General features: G+C 66.9%; 11 protein-coding genes. 7 read left to right on the forward strand and 4 right to left on the reverse strand.

The window, feature by feature from the left end:
• Nucleotide 1: 1 nt before the first annotated feature.
• From ppk1 to lpxH, 6 genes are all read left to right on the forward strand, one after another.
• On the forward strand, nt 2–2089 hold the full coding sequence (gene ppk1, locus AC5YGJ_RS02300; RefSeq protein WP_309333435.1) for a polyphosphate kinase 1: 2088 nt from the start codon (nt 2–4) through the stop codon (nt 2087–2089).
• Nucleotides 2090–2451: 362 nt separating this feature from the next.
• Nucleotides 2452–3978 carry an exopolyphosphatase gene (gene ppx, locus AC5YGJ_RS02305; protein WP_496185590.1) on the forward strand — a complete coding sequence of 509 codons (1527 nt, stop codon included), beginning with the start codon at nt 2452–2454 and terminating at the stop codon, nt 3976–3978.
• A gap of 317 nt (nt 3979–4295) precedes the next feature.
• Nucleotides 4296–7220, forward strand: coding sequence for a TonB-dependent receptor domain-containing protein (locus tag AC5YGJ_RS02310; RefSeq protein WP_496185591.1), 2925 nt, complete (start codon nt 4296–4298; stop codon nt 7218–7220).
• 169 nt (nt 7221–7389) lie between these two features.
• Nucleotides 7390–8535, forward strand: a complete 1146-nt coding sequence (locus AC5YGJ_RS02315; RefSeq protein ID WP_475285062.1) for a glycosyltransferase family 4 protein — start codon at nt 7390–7392, stop codon at nt 8533–8535.
• The gene (locus AC5YGJ_RS02320; protein ID WP_309333427.1) at nt 8516–9055 is read left to right on the forward strand and encodes a phosphatase PAP2 family protein; all 540 of its coding nucleotides are present in this window, start codon (nt 8516–8518) and stop codon (nt 9053–9055) included. The genes AC5YGJ_RS02315 and AC5YGJ_RS02320 overlap by 20 nt, the downstream gene beginning before the upstream one ends.
• A 94-nt stretch (nt 9056–9149) precedes the next feature.
• Entirely contained in the window at nt 9150–9896 is a 747-nt protein-coding gene (gene lpxH, locus AC5YGJ_RS02325) for a UDP-2,3-diacylglucosamine diphosphatase (RefSeq protein ID WP_309333425.1), read from the forward strand.
• An 87-nt stretch (nt 9897–9983) separates the two neighbouring features.
• On the opposite strand, the gene AC5YGJ_RS02330 is transcribed toward lpxH, so the two are convergent.
• Nucleotides 9984–11237 (reverse strand): M12 family metallo-peptidase, encoded by a 1254-nt coding sequence (locus tag AC5YGJ_RS02330; RefSeq protein ID WP_309333423.1) that lies wholly within the window; start codon nt 11235–11237, stop codon nt 9984–9986.
• A gap of 226 nt (nt 11238–11463) precedes the next feature.
• Between AC5YGJ_RS02330 and AC5YGJ_RS02335 the strand changes: the two genes are divergently transcribed.
• A complete protein-coding gene (locus AC5YGJ_RS02335) occupies nt 11464–12921 on the forward strand; it encodes a phospholipase effector Tle1 domain-containing protein (protein WP_496185592.1) in 1458 nt (485 codons plus the stop codon).
• 65 nt (nt 12922–12986) lie between these two features.
• Here AC5YGJ_RS02335 and AC5YGJ_RS02340 read toward each other — a convergent pair whose 3' ends face one another.
• Genes AC5YGJ_RS02340 through AC5YGJ_RS02350 form a run of 3 tightly spaced genes read right to left on the reverse strand, consistent with a single transcriptional unit; the run spans nt 12987 to nt 16079 of the window.
• Complete coding sequence (locus AC5YGJ_RS02340) at nt 12987–13811, reverse strand: ferritin-like domain-containing protein (protein ID WP_107229984.1); 825 nt, start codon at nt 13809–13811, stop codon at nt 12987–12989.
• A gap of 9 nt (nt 13812–13820) precedes the next feature.
• Nucleotides 13821–15287, reverse strand: coding sequence for an amidophosphoribosyltransferase (purF, locus tag AC5YGJ_RS02345; protein WP_057497638.1), 1467 nt, complete (start codon nt 15285–15287; stop codon nt 13821–13823).
• Between the two features lie 30 nt (nt 15288–15317).
• On the reverse strand, nt 15318–16079 hold the full coding sequence (locus AC5YGJ_RS02350) for a CvpA family protein (protein ID WP_496185593.1): 762 nt from the start codon (nt 16077–16079) through the stop codon (nt 15318–15320).
• Nucleotides 16080–16122 lie beyond the last annotated feature (43 nt).

Here is a 16122-nt window from a genome sequence, read left to right on the forward strand (position 1 = left end):
CATGAGCAGCCTCGGATCCCTCCCCCTCCCCGTGAGCCCGGACAACGATCCGTTGCGCGACCCGGCGCTGTACATCAACCGCGAGCTGTCACAGCTGGATTTCAACTTCCGCGTGCTGGCCCAGGCGATGGACCCGCAGGTGCCGCTGCTGGAGCGCCTGCGCTTCATGTGCATCTCCTGCACCAACCTGGATGAATTCTTCGAGATCCGTGCCGCCGCCGTGCGCCATGCGCAGGAATTCGGCCTGCCGCCGGCGCCGGACGGGATGAGCCCGCAGGCCATCCTCAATGCCATCCACGAACGCGCCGCCGAACTGGTGGACCAGCAGTACCGCTGCTGGAACGAGACGCTGCGCCCGGCGCTGATGGACGCCGGCATCGGCGTGCTCGGCCGCCATTCCTGGAGCGATCGCCAGAAGCGCTGGCTGCGCGCCTACTTCCGCAACGAGATCATGCCGGTGCTGTCGCCGCTGGGCCTGGACCCAGCGCATCCGTTCCCGAAGATCCTCAACAAGTCGCTGAACATCGTGGTGGTGCTGAAGGGCACCGACGCGTTCGGCCGTGCCGGCCACCTGGCCATCGTGCGCGCGCCGCGCTCGCTGCCGCGCATCATCCAGCTGCCGGAGAAGCTGGGTGGCTCGCAGAACTTCGTATTCCTGTCCTCGGTGCTGTCCACCTTCGTCGACGAGCTGTTCCCGGGCATGGAAGTCCAGGGCGCCTACCAGTTCCGCGTCACCCGCAACTCCGAACTGGTGGTGGACGAGGAAGAAGTGGAGAACCTGGCGCTGGCGCTGCGCGATGAACTGGTCGATCGCGGCTACCGGCCAGCGGTGCGGCTGGAGATCGCGCACGACATGCCGCGCGAGATCGTGCGCACCCTGCTGCAGAATTTCGGCCTGACCGAGAACGCGGTGTACCGCATCGACGGCCCGGTCAACCTCAACCGCATCATCCAGCTGTACGACCTGATCGCGCAGCCGGACCTGAAGTATCCGCCGATGACCCCGCGCACCCTGCGCGACAGCGACGGCATCTTCGAGATCGCCGCGCGCCAGGACCTGCTGCTGCACCACCCGTTCGATGCCTTCACCGCAGTGCTGGAGCTGATCCGGCAGGCCGCGATCGATCCCAACGTGCTGGCGATCAAGCAGACCCTGTACCGCACCGGCAAGGATTCGCTCATTGTCGATGCGCTGATCCAGGCCGCGCGCAACGGCAAGGACGTGACCGTGGTGGTCGAACTGCGCGCGCGCTTCGACGAGGAAGCCAACCTCGGCCTGGCCGATCGCCTGCAGGAAGCCGGCGTGCAGGTGGTGTACGGCGTGGTCGGCTACAAGACCCACGCCAAGATGCTGCTGATCGTGCGCCGCGAGGGCCGCAAGCTGCGCCGCTACGTGCACCTGGGCACCGGCAACTACCACAGCGGTACCGCGCGCGCGTACACCGACATCAGCCTGATCACCGCCGACGCGGACATCGGCAACGACGTGCACCTGCTGTTCCAGCAGCTGTCCGGGCTGGCCTCGAAGATGAAGCTCAAGCGCCTGCTGCAGTCGCCCTTCACCCTGCACACCGGCATCCTCGGCCGCATCGAGCGCGAGACGCGCATCGCCGCCGCCGGCCGCCCGGCGCGCATCATCGCCAAGATGAACGCGTTGAACGAACCGCAGGTGGTGCGTGCGCTGTACGCCGCCTCGCAGGCCGGCGTGCAGATCGACCTGATCATCCGCGGCGCCTGCACCCTGCGCCCGGGCGTGCCGGGCGTGTCGGACAACATCCGCGTGCGTTCGATCGTCGGCCGCTTCCTCGAGCACAGCCGCGTCTACTGGTTCGGCAATGACGGCGCGCCGGAGATGTACTGCGCCAGCGCCGACTGGCTGGAACGCAACCTGCTGCGCCGGGTGGAAACCTGCTTCCCGATCCTGGACCCGGAACTGGCCAAGCGGGTGTACCGCGAGGTACTGCAGAACTACCTGGACGACAACCTCAACGCGTGGGAGCTCGATGCCAACGGCATGTACCACAAGCGCGCCCCGGCCCATGACGAGGCGCCGCACTCGGCCCAGATGGCGTTGATGCAGGGGCTGTGACCCGGTGTGCCGACCAAGGTCGACACCTGCCAGGAGCGGTAGGCACCGATTTTGATCGGGATTGGATCGGTGCCGACCAACGGTCGGCACCCACCATCAGATCGCAGAGAACTGTCTAAGGCGGGGTGGGTCCGGTGACAGGGGTGTGAGCCGCATGGCTGCGGCGACCCAGCCCCCATGGACGGGTTCACGGCGTCCTCTGCCATCGGACCCACCCCGCCATCCCACGGATAGCCCGCTGTTGCTGTTGCCGTTGCTCTGGCCTCTGAGGGTGCAGGGCGCAGCCCTGCCGCACTCCCCTCTTCCAAAATGTGAAGGCCACGCGGTGACGAGCACACCGCCCCTTCGGCTAACATTCGTCCATGCCGCATACCACCACGACTCCGCCCGCATTGCAGGATGGCGACCTGCTGGCCGCCATCGACCTTGGCTCCAACAGTTTCCACATGGTCATCGCGCGCTACACGCTCGGCCAGCTGCGGGTGATCGACCGCCTGCGCGAAACGGTACGCATGGCCGACGGCCTGGACGGCAAGGGCGGCCTCTCCGCTGCGGCCCGGCAGCGTGCGCTGGAGTGCCTGGCCCGCTTCGGCCAGCGCATCCGCAATGTGCCGGCGCATCGGGTGCGCGCGCTGGCCACCAACACGGTGCGCCAGCTGCGTTCTCCCCAGTCGTTCCTGGTCCCGGCCGAAACTGCACTGGGGCATGCCATCGAAGTGGTCAGCGGCCGCGAAGAAGCCCGCCTGATCTACCTGGGCGTGGCCCACGCGCAACCCCCCAAGCCCGGCCAGCGCCGGCTGGTGATCGACATCGGTGGCGGCTCCACTGAATTCATCATCGGCATGGGCATGCAGACCCTGGAGCGCGAAAGCCTGCAGGCCGGTTGCATCGCCAGCACCCGGCGCTTCTTCCCCGGCGGCAAGCTCAGCAAGAAGCGCTGGAAGGACGCGCTGGCCGAGATCGGCCGCGAGTTCCAGCCCTTCGCCAGCAAATACCGCGCGCTGGGCTGGCAGGAGGCGCTGGGTTCTTCGGGCACGCACAAGGCGATCAGCGAGATCTGCGCGACGATGAAGCTGAGCAAGGGCGCGATCACCGCTGAAGCGCTGCCGCAGCTGCGCGACGAACTGCTGAAAGCCAAGAAGATCGACGACATCCAGTTGCCAGGTCTGTCCAGCGATCGTCGCCCGATCATCGCCGGCGGCATCCTGGTGCTGGAAGCCGCTTTCCAGGCGCTGGGCCTGCAGAAGCTGCTGGTCAGCAAGGCGGCGATGCGCGAAGGCATCCTCTATGACATCGTCGGCCGTGCCGGCGACAACGATCTGCGCGAGGAGTCGGTGGCTGCGCTCAGCCAGCGCTATGGCATCGACGCCGTACAGGCCGACCGCGTGCAGGACACCGCGCTGTCGCTGCTGGAGCAGGTGCAGGAGCGCTGGGCCCTGGATGCCGACGACGCACGCATGCTCGGCTGGGCCGCACGCCTGCACGAGCTGGGCCTGATGATTGCCCACAGCGGCTACCACGTGCATGGCAGCTACGTGCTGGAGCACTCGGACATCGCCGGCTTCTCCCGCCAGGAACAGCAGATGCTGGCCGCGCTGGTGCGCAGCCATCGCCGCAGCGTGACCAAGACCGCCTTCGACGCCCTGCCCGAACGCCTGCTGCTGACCGCGCGCCGGTTGGCGGCCCTGCTGCGGCTGGCGGTGCTGCTCAACCGCGCGCATGAAGACGACCCGCTGCCGGCGCTGGAACTGACCGCCGACGACAACCGGCTGTCGCTGATCGTGCCGCAGGCGTTCATCGATGCCCGTCCGCTGCTGCGCGCCGACCTGATCGGCGAGACCGACGGGATCGCCGGGCTGGGCATCCAGTTCCGTCCGTTCGTAGCCTGAATACGCCGTCGCCTGTTGTCCACACGACAGCAGGAGTGACGCACTTCGCACCCCCACTTTGCGCAGTCTGGCGGTTTTTTGTGCTGCTTCGCATCACGACGGCACCGTATCGCGTATCGCACCTCTCACGTAAGCGCCTGCTTTTGTTCACGTTTTGTGAAGGATGGGGGTGTCCCGTGACATAAATCGATACGAACTCTTTACAGAGCATTAACTAACGAGACTACTATCGGGTCACCGGCTCGGTCATCAACCCAGCTGGCTCCTTCGACGCCCACTTTGGCGTCTTGTGCACGACCTGAGAGAGAGAGCTCGCCATGACTTCACGCACCACCGCACTGGGGCAGGCCATCCGCTATGCCCTGGCTACCACCGCAACGTTGGCCGCCCTGCCCGCGTTTGCCCAGGACGGCAGCAACGCAACGCCCACCAACCTCGACCGCATCGAGATCACCGGCTCGCGCATCCGCCAGGTGGACGTGGAAACCGCCCAGCCGGTGTTCGCGATCAGCCGCAACGACATCGAAAAGCAGGGCTTCAGCTCGGTTGCCGACATCCTGCAGAACGTCACCGCGATGGGCAGCCCGACCATCAGCCGCGCCAATGCGCTGACCGCGGGTGAAAACGCGGGTGGCACCTACATCGACATGCGCAACCTGGGCACCCAGCGCACGCTGGTGCTGGTCAACGGCAAGCGCATGGGCATCAGCACGTCCGGCTACCAGGACATCTCCACGCTGCCGGTGTCCGCCGTGGAGCGCATCGAGGTGCTGAAGGACGGCGCCTCTGCGATCTATGGCTCCGACGCCATGGCCGGCGTGGTGAACATCATCACCCGCTCCAATGTCACCGGTGTGACCGCCAACGTCTATCACGGCCAGTACAGCCAGGGCGACGGCGCACGTGACCGCTTCGACGTGGTCGCCGGCTGGAGCAACGATCGCGTGTCGTTGACCTTGTCCGCCGAGCATGCCGAAGAGAAGGGCGTGTGGGCGCGCGATCGCGGCTTCAGCAAGTACGGCATGACCGATCGCCATCCGTACGACAGCAGCAACTGGACCACGATCAGCCAGTACGGCCAGTTCACCGGTCTGCGCGGCCCGGGCTGTACCGCCACTGCGGGCTGCGGCTATTCCCTCAACCGCGGCGCGGATCCCACCAACCCGGCCAATTACCACCTCACCGATAGCACGCCGTTCACCGGTGACGTGAGCAATGCCAACGACCAGATGCACGTGATGTATCCGGTCAAGCGCGACTCGGTCTATTTCGACGGCCGCTTCAAGATCACCGACAACGTCAACTTCCGCACCGAGCTGGGCTACAACCAGCGTGAGTCCACCCGCCAGATCGCGGGCTATCCGCTGCAGTCGAGCACCGCCGGTGTCGGCTCGATGTCGATCGACAGCTACTTCAATCCGTTCGGCCGCCAGCACGGGTATGCCACCCCGACCGCCGTGGCATGGAACCGCCGCACCTGGGAAGTGCCGCGCGTGACCACCAGCGAGCTGAAGACCTACCGCGCGGTGGCGTCGTTCGACGGTTCGTTCGAGATCGGCAGCCGCTACTTCGACTGGGAAGTGGGTTACCAGTACAACCGCAATGAACTGGAATCGGTGGCGACCGGCAACCTGCACAAGGGTCGCGTCGCCGGCGGCGTCGGCCCGTCGTTCTACAACGCCGCCACCGGCAAGGTGCAGTGCGGCACCGCCGCTGCACCGATCTCCTATGACGTGTGCAAGCCGTGGAACCCGCTGGTGCCGTACGGCACGACGGCTGCCGATGGCCTGTACGGCAACGAAGAACTGCAGGCGTGGCTGTTCCCGGAAGAGATCACCAAGGGCCGTACCACCTCCAAGAACTTCTTTGCCAACATCGCTGGCAGCATCGTGACCCTGCCGGCTGGCGACCTGGGCTTCGCGTTCGGCGTGGAAAGCCGCAAGGAAGAAGGCAAGTACACCCCGGATGCCCTGGCCCAGACCGGCGCGACCACCAACCTGGCCGCGGGCCCGACCGGCGGTGACTACACCGTCAACGAGGCCTACCTGGAAGTGAACGTTCCGGTGCTGGCCGACCTGCCGGGCGCGAAGGAACTGACCTTTAATGGCGCAACCCGCTTCTCGGACTACAACACCTTCGGCAACACGCTCAACAGCAAGTTCGGCTTCAAGTGGAAGCCGATCGACTCGCTGATGGTGCGTGGCACCTGGGCCGAGGGCTTCCGTGCACCGACCATCAGCGACCTGTTCGGTGGTGGTTCGGAGACCTTCGCGCAGTTCAGCGATCCGTGCGACACCCGCTTCGGTTCCTCGGCCTCCAGCGCGGAAGTCCGTGCACGTTGCGCACGCGACATCGCCAATGCGAATACCTTCCGCCAGCTGCGCCAGGGTGGCACCCCGGTGAACACGTCGACGGACGCGACCCCGGTGCCGTTCACCTCCGGGTCGAACCCGCTGCTGACGCCGGAAACCTCGACCAGCAAGACGCTGGGCCTGGTCTGGAGCCCGAGCTTCATCCAGGGCTTCAACGCCTCGCTGGACTGGTGGAAGATCCGCATCGACAACACGATCATCGCCGACACGCCGACCCAGATCCTGCAGGACTGCTACGAATCGGGTATCGACGCGCGCTGCTCGCGCTTCCAGCGTGACCCGGTGACCGGCATCGTGACCAACCTGAAGTTCGGCAACCGCAACGCGGGCTTCATGGAAACCGAAGGCTACGATCTGGACGTGAGCTACCGTCTGGACACCCGGTTCGGCAAGTTCAACGTGAACTCGGCCACCACCTACGTGTCCAGTGCGACCTACCGCACCTCCAACGACAGCTCGATCGTCCCGATCGTCACCAACGGCATCGGCAGCGCTTTCCGCGTCCGTTCCAACCTGGTGCTGGGCTACGAGCGGGGCAACTTCGGCGCGAGCTGGACCGCGCGTTACTATTCGGGCGTGAAGGAAACCTGCTCGAACATCGCGCTGTACCCGGACGAGTGCTCGGATCCGGGTGTGTACGCACCGTGGTACAAGGGCGCACGCAACTACAACGAGCGCGGCGCGGTCACCTTCCACGACGTGCAGGTGCGTTACTCGCTGCCGTGGGACGCCACCGTGTCGGTCGGTGCCAACAACGTGTTCGAGAAGACCGGCCCGGTCATGTACAGCAAGCCGAACTCGGCCTTCTCGTACTACGGTGGTTACGATATCGGCCGCTTCATCTACATGAAGTACCAGCAGCGCTTCTGATCCATCGCGCTGTGACGGAAGCATGACGACCACGGCCCTTCGGGGCCGTGGTTTTTTATTGGCCGCCGCGCCCAGGCGCTGGCCGGCGCCACCGTCATCTGATGGTCGCAAAGCGGTCATGTTGGCTACATCGCCAGGCCCGAGCATGCCCGAAACCCGGAGGCCCGACATGCGCTATGCCATCGTCACCGAGACCTATCCGCCGGAAGTGAACGGCGTTGCCCTTACCGTGCAGGGGCTGGAACAGGGACTGCGCGCGGCCGGGCACGAGATCGACCTGGTACGCCCCCGCCAGGCCAGCGAAGCGCTCGATTCGGCGCCGGGCACCCTGCTGGTGCCGGGCGCGGCGCTGCCCCGTTACCCGGGCCTGCGCTTCGGCCTGCCGGCGCCGATCCGGCTCGGTCGGCACTGGCAGCAGCAACGCCCCGATGCGGTCTACGTTGCCACCGAAGGCCCGCTGGGCTGGTCGGCGCTGCGCACCGCGCGCCGCCTGGGCATTCCGGTTGCCAGCGGCTTCCACACGCGCTTCGACGAATACCTTCCCGATTATGGCGTAGCCTGGCTGCAGGCCGCGGCGATGCGCTGGATGCGGCGCTTCCACAACCAGGCCGATGCCACCCTGGTGCCGACCCGCGAACTGCAGCAGTTCCTCGGCGAACAGGGTTTCGAGCGGGTGCGCCTGCTGGCCCGCGCGGTCGACAGCCAGCAGTTCGATCCGGGCCGGCGCGATCCCGCGCTGCGCGAAGAATGGGGCGTGGATGGCAACGGCCTGGTGGCCATCTATGTGGGCCGCATTGCCGCCGAAAAGAATCTGGGTCTTGCGGTGAAAGCGTTCCGCCGCCTGCAGCAGATCCGGCCGAAGGCGCGCTTCGTCTGGGTCGGCGATGGCCCCGCCCGCGAGAAGCTGGCGCATGAGAACCCCGACTTCATCTTCTGTGGCATCCAGCGCGGCGATGCCCTGGCCCGGCACTTCGCCAGCGGCGACCTGTTCCTGTTCCCCAGCCGCAGCGAGACCTTTGGCAACGTGACTCTGGAAAGCATGGCCAGCGGTGTGGCGACGGTGGCCTTCGATTACGGTGCCGCGCGCGAGTACCTGCGTACCGGCGAGAACGGCGCGGCGGTGGACAGCGATGAGCAGTTCATCGACGCCGCCGTGCAGCTGGCGGGCGATGATGCGCAACGGCGCGAGCTCGGCAGCAACGCCGCGCGTGCGATGAAGCGACTGCATCCCCAGCAGGTAGTGGCCGAGTTCGATGCCCTGCTGGCCGAACTGGCCCAGTCGCGGAGGAGCGGCCATGCGCACCACGCCGCTTGAACTGCTGGCCGGTCGCGAAGCGCGCCTGTGCCGGCGAGCCAACCATTATTGCCGGCGCCGCCGCGTGCGTCGCCTGTTCGCGGTGATCAGCCGGCTCGGCGATGGCGTGTTCTGGTATGTGCTGATGGGTGCGCTGGTGCTGATCGATGGCTTTGACGGCCTGCGCGCGTCGGTGCACATGGCCGCCACCGGGCTGGCTGCGCTGCTGCTGTACAAGGGCCTCAAGCGTTGGACCCGACGTCCCCGCCCGTACGCGGCCGACCTGCGCATCCGCGCCTGGGTGGCGCCGCTGGACGAGTTCAGCTTCCCCTCCGGGCACACGCTGCACGCGGTGTCGTTCACCATCGTCGCACTGGCCTACTACCCGTGGCTGGCGCCGCTGCTGGTGCCGTTCACCTGCGGCGTGGCCCTGTCGCGCGTGGTACTGGGGCTGCATTACCCCAGCGATGTGCTGGCCGCCACGGGCATCGCCATCGGGCTGGCCTCGGCCAGCCTGGCCTGGTTGCCGCTGCCGGTGTAGCCCTCGGGATCAGATGCCTTTTCCTTCGGAGAGGGATCTGACCCCTGCTACTCCTGCGGCGCTACCGTCATCGTTGATGCCCTAGAATGCGGGCATGACCACGTTGTTCATTTCCGACCTGCACCTGGACCCCAGCCGTCCGGAGATCACCGACCTGTTCCTGCGCTTCCTGCGCGAGCAGGCGCCCGGCGCCGATGCCCTGTACATTCTCGGCGACCTGTTCGAAGCCTGGATCGGCGACGACACACCCTCGCCCGCCGCCGATGCGGTGGCCGATGCGTTGAAGGTGCTGTCCGACAGTGGCGTGCCGGTGTACTTCATCCGTGGCAACCGCGACTTCCTGCTCGGCGAGGACTATGCGCGCCGTGCCGGCCTGCGCATCCTGCCCGACCCGTGCGTGATCGAGCTGTACGGACGCCCGGTGCTGCTGCAGCACGGCGATCTGCTGTGCACCGATGACATCCCCTATCAGCAGTTCCGTGCGCAGACCCGCGATCCGGCGTTCCAGGCACAGTTCCTGTCGCAGCCGCTGGCCGCTCGCATCGCCTTCGCACAGAAGGCACGTGACGCCAGCCAGGCCCGCCAGTCGGAAATGAAGCAGGGCGATCGTGCGCAGTTCGAGACCGTGACCGACGTGGCGCCGGCCGAGGTCGAGGCCACCTTCGTGCGCCATGGTGTGGACGCCATGATCCATGGCCATACACACCGCCCGGCCATCCATGCGCTGCAGGCCGGCGGCCGAGACCGCACCCGCATCGTGCTGGGCGACTGGTACGAACAGGGCTCGGTACTGCGCGTGGATGCCAGCGGCTGGTCGCTGGAGACCCTCGCGCGCGACTGATGGATCGCAGGGTGCCAACCAAGGTTGGCATCTACCAGAGCAGGTGCACGCGCCCTGGTAGACGCCGACCCTGGTCGGCGCCTGGGCTCAGCGGAAGGCGGCGATCGTGTGCTTGGTGTTGACCAGCACGCGCTGGTTGTCGGCGGTACTGGCATTGCCCATCGGGATGCCGTTGTAGCTGATGTTCGGGTTCGACCAGTAGTTCAGGCGCGGGCAGCTGCGGGTGCAGTTGTAGGCCATGATGGTGCGCCAGCCGGTGCCGCTGGACGGTTCATAGCGGTAGCCATGGCCATAGGCATAGGGCGAGGTGCTCGGGTCGGTGGCGATGTCATGCCGTGCGCTCTGCAGGTGGCCGATCTCGTGCGCGAAGGAGTAGTACCCAGTCGCACAGTCCCAGTACACCGCCGCGAACGCGGTCGACGCCGTCGAGCCGATACCCGAGGCCAGGCCGCAATAGGCGCTGTTGTTGATCAGCAGTACGCCGACGTCGGCGGTGGTGGTGTTGCGGCTGGTGTGGATGCTGTCCATGTAGCCATCACTGGTGCCACGGAACCGCGCCAGGTCGGTATCGAAGCTGCCCGACTCGCTGTAGCTGGTGGTCTCGTAGCCGGCCAGCTGCAGGGTGAGGCCGACGTTGCTGTTGGTGTAGCCCTGGTTGGACTCGGCCACCGCCAGCTGCACCAGCGACTGCATGTTGCCGCCGTAGGCCGCCACCGCCGCGTTGGTTGCCACCACCAGCACTCGGATGGTGGCCGGGGTGCCCGACGATGCCTGCGCGATGCCGATGCGGTCGCTGTCGCCCATCGGGATCTTCGGCAACTGGTTGTAGTCGGCCGGATGGTCGGCCGGCATCCGCGATTCGTCCACCTCGACCAGCACATGGCGGTTGCCCAGCGGGCGCAGTCGGTACAACTTGCCGTCCTTGCGGATCGAACCGGTGAGGGTGTTGCCCGAGCGCACCAGGATCAGCGAATTGCCCGGATCGTCCTGGCCGTTGGAGGTCGCGGCGGTCAGCTTGTCCGAAGGCGAACGGAACTGGCCATACCAGATGCTGCCGCCGTCGGGCAGCGCTTCGAGCTTGCTGCGTACTGCCTGCACGCGCTGGCCGAGCAGCTCGAACTCCAGCTGCGTCGATGCAGTGGCTGCCGCATCAACGCGGACTTCCTGCACCGTGGCCGTGGACGGGGTCGCCAGCAGCTTGCCCAGCGCGGGCTCGCTCGACGCCGAGGCGCGACTGAGTACCGTCACCGGTTCGAACAGGGGAGCCGCGTGTGCGGCCGCTACCACCGACAAACCCAACACCAGGCCACCTGCCGCTTTGCCAATCGATCTGGACAACATTGCGTCGCTCCTTGAATGATGTGAACAGCGTTGATGCAGCACGACCCGGATCTGCCGGGTTTGGCCATCTGGCCTGCGCCGGTCGTGTGAATTCAATAGATGATGAGAATGAAAATCGGGAAATGTGATCGACCGCATCTGCGTTCAGGCAGGTCAAAAGCATCACTACACGTCGTCAACACACCACTTTCGCGCTACCGTGACGCAGCCACGACGGGGAATGCACATGGCACCATCGCAGGACACGGACGAAGCTGTCGGCTTGCTGCGGATTGGCCTGTTCTTCGACGGCACCCGCAACAACGCGCACAACCTGGCGCGCGGCCGCCCGCAGCAACCGCAGCCGCGACCGGCGCAGATGCGGGCCGACGATGACTCGACCTACCAGAGCCGGCTGACCAGCAGCTACGACAACGGCCTGACCAACATCGCGCGATTGCAGCAGCTCTATCCGGACAGCCGCCGCCAGACCCATGCCTCACCCTCGCTGTCGATCTACGTGGAAGGGGTGGGAACCCGCGATGATGCCGACGACGATCTGATCGGACTGGCGTTCGGCATCGGCGCCAGCGGCGTGCGTGCCAAAGTGCAACGCGCATTGCAGGTGCTGTTGCCGGCGGCGCTGGCCGCGCTTTCCGCGCGCTGGACAACGCCGCTGCGGCGCGTGCAGCTGGACCTGTTCGGCTACTCGCGCGGTGCCGCTGCGGCACGTGACGTTGCCAACCAGCTGCAGGGCTGGGACAGCGCGCGCTGGCGGCAGCAGTTGCAGGCCTCGGGCCTGGCCTGCACGGAGGACTTCGCACCGGCTACACCGGTGGTGCGTTTCATCGGCCTGTTCGACACGGTGGTAGCAGTCAACAGTGGGCGCGCGGACGAGCAGCCGCAGGTACGGCTGCGCGACGGCGTGGCCGCGCACGTGGTGCAGTTGACCGCGCGTGACGAGCATCGCCAGCACTATCCGCTCACCAGCGTGGCGCCCCCGTTTGCCGAGATCGCGTTGCCGGGGGTGCATGCCAACATCGGTGGCGGCTACAACCAGGTGGAAGAAGGACCGAAGCTGTTGAGCCGGCCTCGGCGCCAGCAGCTGCGTCGCCCCGCCGTTGCCGATTACCAGACACCGCCGCTGGCGGTATTGCAGGCCACCACGGCCTATGCCGAAGCGCAGGCCGATGCCGAGCGCTGGCGGCAACAGCTGGGGGCAGGCGCGAACGAGGTCTGGGTGGACGTCTGGCACCAGTGGCAGCAGCAGCGCCGTGCGGGCAGCCGCAGCGTGCTGCTGGCACCGACGCTGTATGTGACCGCGGCGGTGGTGCTGCGGCGGCGCATCGACTGGCGCTACCAACTGATCGCACTGCAGGTGATGCAGCAGCACGCCATCGACGCCGGTGTGCAGTGGCGTGGCCATGCCGCCGATGTTGCCGAGTGGGCGTTGCCCTCCGCCCTGCAGCCGATCGCGCGTCGCCTGGTGGCTGGGCAGGCGCTCACCCAGCCGCAGGAAGCGTTGCTGCGCCGGCGTTACCTGATGCAGTCGGCGCACTGGAATTTCGACGCGCTGGGCGACACCGCACTGACCTACGCCGCTGACGCCGGGGTCAGCGAACTGCCCTACCGGCCCGGGCCCGGGCTGTTCTACATCAACCGCCCGACGGTCGACGGCAAGCGCGTGGTTTTGCCCAACGCATGAAAAAGGCGACGGAGGGAATCAAGTCGTCTGTGGCACAAACGCCTTGACTCCCTCCTCCCCTCTTTTCAACCCGCCTGCTCGACCAGGTTGGCCAGTTCGTCGGCATCGAAGCCGGCCAACAGGCGGGCTTCCATGTTGAACGGCCCGTGCAGGTAGCCGCCGGCGTACTCCACCAGCAGCTCCTTGAAGCGTGCGCGCGGCTCGACGCCGGCGCGGTCGCAGTACCAGCGGTACCAGCGCGAACCGGCGGCGACATGGGCCACTTCCTCGCGCAGGATCACCTCCAGCACTTCGGCGGTTTCACCGTCGCCCACATTGCGCAGCTTGTCGATCATGCCCGGGGTCACGTCCAGGCCACGCGCTTCCAGCACGCGCGGCACCAGCGCCATGCGCGCCAGGCCATCGTGCGCGGTCTTTTCGCACATCTCCCACAGGCCGTTGTGCGCGGGAAAATCGGCGTAGTCGTGGCCATGGGCCAGCAGCCGTTCGCGCAGCAGCATGAAGTGCCGCGATTCGTCATCGGCGCAGCTGACCCAATCGGCATGGAAGGCCGACGGCAGGCCGCGGAAGCGATACACCGCATCCCAGGCCAGATCGATGGCGTTGAGCTCGATGTGGGCAATGGCGTGGATGAAGGCGGCGCGTCCCTCCACGCCACCCAGTCCGCGTCGCGGCACCTCGCGCGGATGCACCAGCACCAGCTGCGCCGGCCGACCCGGCATGCGGATCGGCTCCGGCGCCGGCGCATCGGTGGCCACCTTCAGCCGGCCGGCGCGGAACGCGGCGGCATGGGCCTGGGTCAGCGCCACCTTGCGCAGCGGATCGGCTTCGGCCAGGCACTGCTGTGCAGCGCGCAGCAGATCGCCTCCTACGTCGGCTACATCCACCACGCCTGGACCTCAGGCGCGGCGCTTGTGCTTGGCGTCGTCCGAACGCAGCTGCTGGATGCGCTCGAAGTAGCCCGGCTCGATGCCGGTCGGGTAATGCCCGTTGAAGCAGGACGAATCGAAGCTGCGCAGCGCTGGATTACCTTCGCTGACCGCCGCTTCCATGTCCTCGATGTCCTGGTAGATCAGCCAGTCGCAACCCAGGTGGGCTTCGATCTCTTCCACGCTGCGGTTATGCGCGACCAGCTCTTCGGCGGCCGGCATGTCGATGCCGTAGATGTTCGGGAACCGCACCGGCGGCGCGGCGCTGGCCAGGTAGACCTTGCGCGCGCCGGCATCGCGGGCCATCTGCACGATCTGCTGGCTGGTGGTTCCGCGCACGATCGAATCGTCCACCAGCAGCACCACGCGGTTGCGGAACTCCAGGTGGATCGGGTTGAGCTTGCGGCGCACCGACTTCACCCGTTCACCCTGCCCCGGCATGATGAAGGTGCGGCCGATGTAGCGGTTCTTGATGAAGCCTTCGCGGTACTTCACCCCCAGCACGTTGGAGATCTCCAGCGCGGCGTCGCGCGAGGTATCCGGAATCGGGATGATGGTGTCGATGTCGTGGTCCGGGCGCAGGCGCAGGATCTTCTCGCCCAGCTTGATGCCCATGCGCATGCGCGCCTTGTGCACCGAAACGTTGTCGATCATCGAATCCGGGCGCGCGAAGTACACGTACTCGAAGATGCACGGGGTGTGCTCGGCCGGTTCGGCGCAGATCTCCGAGAACAGTTCGCCACGCGCGGTGATCACCAGCGCTTCGCCCGGCTGCACGTCACGCACGCGCTGGAAGCCCAGCACGTCCAGCGCGGCCGACTCGGAGGCGACGATGTACTCATCACCTTCGGCATGGCTGCGCTTGCCCAGCACCAGCGGACGGATGCCGTGCGGATCGCGGAAGGCCACCAGGCCCAGGCCCAGCACCACGCTGACCACCGCATAGCCGCCCTTGCAGCGACGGTGCACGCCGGCCACCGCACGGATCGCGGCCTCCGGGCTCAGCTGGCGCTGCTGCTCCAGCTCGTAGGCGAACACGTTCAGCAGCACTTCGCTGTCCGAATCGGTGTTGACGTTGCGGCGGTCCTGCTCGAACACCTGCTGGCGCAGCGCCTCGGTATTGATCAGGTTGCCGTTGTGCGCCAGCGCGATGCCGTAGGGCGAATTGACGTAGAACGGCTGCGCCTCGTCCATGCCTTCCGAGCCGGCGGTCGGATAGCGCACGTGCGCGATGCCGACGCTGCCTTCCAGGGTGGACATGGTGCGGGCATCGAATACGTCCCGGACCAGGCCGGTGGCCTTCTGCACCCGCAGGCGACTGCCGTTGGCGGTGGCGATGCCTGCCGCGTCCTGGCCACGGTGCTGGAGAACGGTCAAGCCGTCATACAACTGCCCGGCGACGTTCTGGTTGCCGACGATTCCGACGATGCCACACATGGTGCGAGGTCTCCGCTGGGCTGTGCCCAGTTACAAGGAAGATGGCCGTGCCTGGCCGGGGATCCCGCCCGCGTCAGGCGCGGGCCGGGCCGGGCGCGCGGGCACCGGCTCGATGTTGCTGGGCAGTGCGGGGGCCCGCCTGGGCTCCGGCTCCACGTCCACGGGCCGCGGCCATCCGCCGCCCGCCACTACCTGGTTGAGAACGCCATTATCGCCTGTCACCGTCGGCTTGCCCAACACCTGCTGCGAAGATGGGGCGTCCTCGGCCAGAGGCAAGGGCAGCCGCGCCGGCAGCAGGGCCTGCAGCGGCAACGCCTGCGGCAATACCTCGTCCAGCTGTGGCAGTTGCGCCTGCATCCACGCCACCGCCGGTTGCAGCATCGGGCGCAGCTGCGACTGCTGCCACGCCGGCTCACCCGGCAGCGTGGTGAAGCCGGCCAGCAACAGCAGGACGCAGGCGAAGAACGCACCGCGGACCGCACCCAGCGCCCCGCCCAGCAGACGATCGACGCCACCGAGCAGGGTCAGTTTGATCACCGCCTTCAGCAGCAGGCCCACCAGGCCTACCAGCACCACGGTGGCCACGAACACGCCCAGATAGCCGGCCAGGTAATGGCCGCTGCCCGGAGACTGCGGCGCCGCCCACCAATGGGATGCCTGGTTGCCGAAGGTGAACGCCGCCCAGCCGGCCAGCAGCCAGGACACCAGCGCCACCACCGTACCGACGAACCCACGGATGAAGCCGAACAGAGCGGACGCGCCGATCAGCACGCCCAGCACGATGTCGATCACGCGACCCGCTCCTGCCTTCGACAGCGGCGGAGTGCGCGTCCGG

This window comes from Stenotrophomonas sp. CS3K5 (assembly GCF_059515225.1).